General features: G+C 30.2%; 4 protein-coding genes. All 4 read left to right on the top strand.

Annotated features, from left to right (window positions below):
- Nucleotides 1-588: 588 nt before the first annotated feature.
- The 4 genes from KGF42_RS18635 (at nt 589) to KGF42_RS18620 (ending at nt 5,228) form a co-directional block, all read left to right on the top strand.
- Nucleotides 589-1,227, top strand: coding sequence for a helix-turn-helix transcriptional regulator (locus tag KGF42_RS18635; RefSeq protein ID WP_227821248.1), 639 nt, complete (start codon nt 589-591; stop codon nt 1,225-1,227).
- 6 nt (nt 1,228-1,233) lie between these two features.
- Nucleotides 1,234-2,076: a pyruvate, water dikinase regulatory protein gene (locus tag KGF42_RS18630; RefSeq protein ID WP_227821249.1), complete on the top strand. Its 843-nt coding sequence runs from the start codon at nt 1,234-1,236 to the stop codon at nt 2,074-2,076.
- A 60-nt stretch (nt 2,077-2,136) separates the two neighbouring features.
- Nucleotides 2,137-4,764, top strand: coding sequence for a pyruvate, phosphate dikinase (gene ppdK / locus KGF42_RS18625; protein WP_227821250.1), 2,628 nt, complete (start codon nt 2,137-2,139; stop codon nt 4,762-4,764).
- 218 nt (nt 4,765-4,982) lie between these two features.
- Nucleotides 4,983-5,228, top strand: coding sequence for a zinc ribbon domain-containing protein (locus tag KGF42_RS18620; RefSeq protein ID WP_227821251.1), 246 nt, complete (start codon nt 4,983-4,985; stop codon nt 5,226-5,228).
- Nucleotides 5,229-5,465 lie beyond the last annotated feature (237 nt).

Genomic DNA, 5,465 nt, shown 5'->3' with positions numbered 1-5,465 from the left:
TTCAGCATCTCAGCAATTTTGTATGATGAGTATCCTTCTTTTATATATAAGTTTACAGCTTTTAGTTTAAGTTCTTTGCTATATTTTTTGTGTTTTTTAGACATAGAAAAACCCCCTTAGAGTATACGCTTTTTAGACCTATTATAATGGCCTTTTATTTAAATGTCTACTATAAGGGGATTATACTAATTTCTAAATCAGCCCTTTTAAATTTCTATATATTTTTGTTAGGATATTTTGTTTAGAAGTATATTATAGCTTATTTGTAATTATAAAAGATACTAGTATGTTTAATCTAAATTGGTTCTGCAACTTTGTATTCATATTAAAATAATATTATTAAAAATTTTAATATAAAATGAATTAAAATGACCAATTATGTATTATAATATTAACTGTAATACTAATATAGTTCTATTAATTAAAGAATTATCCCCCATTAATATATAATAAATATCTTTAAGCAAGAGAACTTAGTAAAAAATATATCGTATTCAGTAAAAAATCTGTTTACAGAATGATATATATAGTTATATAATATACTATATAAGATGCGAAAAGATAAAAAGTATAGCACAATGAAAGAAGGTGATTATTATTCAGCTTAACGAAAGACAGCTAAAAATTATAGATATAGTTAAGGAAAATGAACCAATAACGAGTGAAAGTATTGCCTCCAGGTTGAATGTGACTCGTGCTACACTTAGATCTGATTTAGCTATATTAACAATGACAGGAATATTAGACGCAAGACCAAAAGTTGGATATTTTTATTCAGGAGTCAGTGAAATTAATTTAATTGGTAAAAGTATAAAAGAAAAAACAGTAGAAGATATAATGAGCATGCCTGTACTAGCTAAGAAGGACGAAAGTATATATGATGTAATAGTCACTATGTTTTTATCTGATGTAGGGAGTATAGTTATTATAGATGAAAATGAAGAGCTATGTGGAGTTGTTTCCAGAAAAGACTTGTTAAAAGCAACTATAGGAGGTTCTGATATAAATAAGATGCCAATAGGTATGATAATGACAAGAACTCCAAATGTAGTTACTCTAACTAAAGGAGCAAGTGTTTTATTAGCTTCAAGAAAAATAATAGAACATGAAGTAGATTCGATTCCAATTGTTGAATATAAGGGAGAAGACAAAAATCATATGAGAGTTGTTGGGAGAATATCAAAAACCAACATAACTAAGCTATTCTTAGAAATAGTTGACAATTAAGGAGGTATGCTGGTGAAAAACCTAATTATATATGCAGTATCAGATTCAGTAGGGGAGACTGCACAACAAGTTGCAAAAGCATGTATGTCACAGTTTTATGTGAATGAAACTTATGAAATAAAAAGATTTCCATACATGATTAATAAAGGAGTACTACTTGAAACTTTGGAAAATGCAAAAGCTGAAAACGCTTTGATTGTATATACATTAGTTGATGAAGAATTATGCAGTATTGTTGAAAGATATTGTGAAAGAGAAGGTCTTAGTTCTATAGACTTGATGACAGATATACTAAGAGAGATAAGCAAGAGAACAGGAAGAAAACCTAAAAGAGAAGCTGGTATAATTAGAAAATTAGACGAATCTTACTTTAAGAGAGTTGAAGCTATAGAGTTTGCAGTAAAATATGATGATGGGAAAGACCCTAGAGGTGTTCTTCAAGCAGACATAATTTTAGTGGGAATTTCAAGAACATCTAAGACTCCTTTGAGTATGTATTTAGCTAATAAAAATATAAAAGTAGCTAATGTTCCATTAGTTCCAGAAATACCAATTCCTAAAGAAGTATTTGAGATAGATACTAAGAAGATAATAGGTCTTACTAATTCACCTGAAAAGCTGAATGAAATAAGAACTCAAAGATTAAAAGCTTTAGGTTTATCTAGTAAAGCAAACTATGCTAATTTAGAAAGAATACTTCAGGAGTTAGATTATTCAGAAGAAATAATGAAAAGAATTGGATGCCCAGTAATAAATGTTTCAAATAAGGCAATAGAAGAAACAGCAGGTATAATTTTAGACATAATGAAAGAAAATGGTCTAAAGATATACAAAGAAATAGAAATTTAATAATGTCTATTAATAAAAATAATATAAATTAAAATAAAAAGATTAATGGGGGATTTAACAATGGAAACTAAGTATGTTTATAGTTTTGGTGAAGGAAGCAAAGACATGAAATCTTTACTAGGAGGTAAAGGTGCCAATTTAGCAGAAATGACTAAGATAGGCTTACCTGTTCCTCCTGGATTCACTATAACAACAGAAGCATGTAATGATTATTATGTTAACAATGAAAGTATAAGAGCAGAGATAATAAAAGAAATAGAAGAGCATTTAGCTACTTTAGAAAAAGACTTAAATAAAACATTAGGATGCAATAAGAATCCATTATTAGTATCAGTTCGTTCTGGTGCAGTATTCTCTATGCCAGGAATGATGGATACAATTCTTAACCTAGGTCTTAATGACAATAGTGTTGTTGGTCTAGCAGAGGCTACACAAAATGAAAGATTTGCATATGATAGTTACAGAAGATTCATACAAATGTTTTCTGATGTTGCTATGGAAGTTCCAAAATATAAATTTGAAAATGTATTAGACAGAGTAAAAGAAGCAAAAGGATACACAGTTGATACAGAACTTACAACTGATGATTTAAAAGAAATAGTAAAAGAATTTAAAGCAATTTATAAAAAAGAAATAAAAAGTGATTTCCCACAAGACCCAAAAGAGCAATTAATGCTTGCTATAGAGGCTGTATTTAGATCATGGAATAACCCTCGTGCAATCGTATACCGTAAATTGAATGATATAGCTCATAACTTAGGAACAGCAGTAAATATTCAATCAATGGTATTTGGTAATATGGGAGAGACTAGTGGTACAGGTGTTGCATTTACTAGAAATCCAGCTACAGGAGAAAACAAATTATTTGGTGAATTCTTGATGAATGCACAAGGTGAAGACGTTGTTGCAGGTATAAGAACTCCTCAAAATATATCAACTCTTGCTGATGTAATGCCAGTTGTATTCGATGAATTCGTAAAAATTACTCATATACTTGAAGGTCACTATAAAGATATGCAAGATATAGAGTTTACTATAGAAAATGAAAGATTATATATATTACAAACTAGAAATGGTAAGAGAACAGCAGCAGCAGCAATAAATGTAGTGGTTGATTTAGTTGAAGCTGAAATAATTGATGAAAAAGAAGCTATAATGAGAATTGAACCTAATCAATTAGACCAATTATTACATCCAAAATTTGAAGATAATGCATTAAAAGAAGCTAAGGTTATAGCAAAAGGTTTACCAGCATCACCAGGTGCAGCAAGTGGTAAAGTTTATTTCAATGCTGATGATGTAGTAAAAGCAAATGAAAAAGGAGAAAAAGTAGTTTTAGTTAGACTAGAGACATCTCCAGAAGATATAGAAGGTATGGTTAAAGCTGAAGGAATTCTTACAGCTAGAGGTGGAATGACATCACATGCAGCAGTTGTTGCTAGAGGTATGGGTAAATGTTGTGTTGCTGGATGTGGAGAAATAAAAGTTGATGAGTTTAATAAAGAAATAAGAGCACTTGATGATGTAGTTATAAAAGAAGGAGAATACATTTCTATAGATGGTTCTACAGGAAATGTGTACCTAGGAGATGTTAAGAAAACAGAAGTATCTTTAACTGGAAACTTTGAAAAATTAATGAACTGGGTAGATAAACACAAATGTATGATGGTTAGAACGAATGCAGATAATCCTAGAGATGCTCGTGCAGCTATAGAGTTTGGTGCTGAAGGTATAGGTCTATGTAGAACTGAGCATATGTTCTTTGATGAGGCTAGATTACCAGCAGTTAGAGAAATGATATTATCTAATACAGTAGAACAAAGAGAAAAAGCTCTTGAAAAAATATTACCAATGCAAAGAGAAGATTTTGTAGAGTTATTCAAAGTTATGGATGGAAAACCAGTTAATATAAGATTACTAGACCCACCACTACATGAATTCTTACCTCATGATGATGAGACTATAGAAGAACTTTCAAAATCTATGGGAATAAAAGTAAGTGATATTAAGAAGAGAATAGTTGACTTAGACGAATTTAACCCAATGCTTGGACACAGAGGTTGTAGACTTGCAATAACTTATCCTGAAATATGTGTAATGCAATCTAAAGCTATAATACAAGGAGCTATAGAAGCAATAAGAGCAGGTGTTAAAGTTTCTCCAGAAATAATGGTTCCATTAGTTGGAGAAGTAAATGAGTTAAAGATAATAAGAAAAATGATAGTAGAAACTGTTGATGCTATAATGAAAGAAGAAGGTGTAGAAGTTCCTTATACTGTAGGTACTATGATAGAAATACCTAGAGCTTGTTTAACTGCTGATGAAATAGCACAAGAAGCAGACTTCTTCAGCTTTGGTACTAATGACTTAACACAAATGGCATTTGGATATTCAAGAGATGATGCTGGTAAATTCTTAGGTCAATACGTAGATGAAGAAATACTAGAAAAAGACCCATTCCAAGTACTAGACCAAAATGGTGTTGGTAAATTAGTTAAGATGGGAGCTAAATTAGGTAGAGAAGTTAAACCAGAATTAAAACTAGGAATATGTGGAGAGCATGGTGGAGAACCATCTTCAGTAGAGTTCTGTTATAGTGTAGGACTTAACTATGTATCTTGTTCACCATTTAGAGTGCCAATTGCTAGACTTGCAGCAGCTCAAGCATCTATAAAAAATCCTAGATAATAATAGGCTGTAAGATATATAACTAAATTAAAATAATATCCCCTATTGTTCAACGTATCAAATTAAGTATTTGTAAGTTGAATATAGGGGATTTTTATTTTATTATAAAAATCTAACTTATATAGTTGTAAATGAAACGTATTTAATTATATTGCATATATTATTGTAGAGAGAAATTTCAACTATCAATTAAATTGAGTTTACTGGAGGGGATAAAGTTGACAAAGTGTCCTAAATGTGGAAAGGAAGTATCATCACGTCCAGGTAGTATATGCCCACGATGTGGATTTAAAGTAGCAGAAGAGAGTCTAAAAATAAGATGTCCAGAATCTAGTTGTAGGGCTTTGGTATCTAGGAAGCTAGATTATTGTCCTAAATGTGGATGCAAACTTAGAGGATATAATATTTCTGAATTTGTTAATATGGTAAGATGTAAAATAGATGAGACATTTGATAAAAGATAATTAAATTTAGAGTTAAACTTTTGGGGGTGACTCAAAATGAACTTTTTAGTTTATGAGGCACTCTTTTTTGTATGAAATCAAATATATTTTCATCATTTCAACAATGAAAAGGTAATGTAAAATAATTTGTGCTTCAAGGTTAATAAAAATCTTCTTTATGGCAATGATTTAAATATAATCAAATGTCGTAAAGGAGATTTTTTATGAATACTTTAAGAAAACAATTAGTCAAAGAAA

Source organism: Clostridioides sp. ZZV15-6383, assembly GCF_020657735.1.
Classification (GTDB): domain Bacteria; phylum Bacillota; class Clostridia; order Peptostreptococcales; family Peptostreptococcaceae; genus Clostridioides; species Clostridioides difficile_D.
The sequence above is the reverse complement of the archived record's forward strand: the minus strand, read 5'-3'. Positions and strand labels throughout refer to the sequence as shown.

Excerpts from the sequence above, each read along its gene's own strand:
- KGF42_RS18630 (WP_227821249.1), top strand. The coding sequence starts at position 1,234 with ATGCTGGTGAAAAACCTAATTATATATGCAGTATCAGATTCAGTAGGG.
- ppdK (WP_227821250.1), top strand. The coding sequence starts at position 2,137 with ATGGAAACTAAGTATGTTTATAGTTTTGGTGAAGGAAGCAAAGACATG.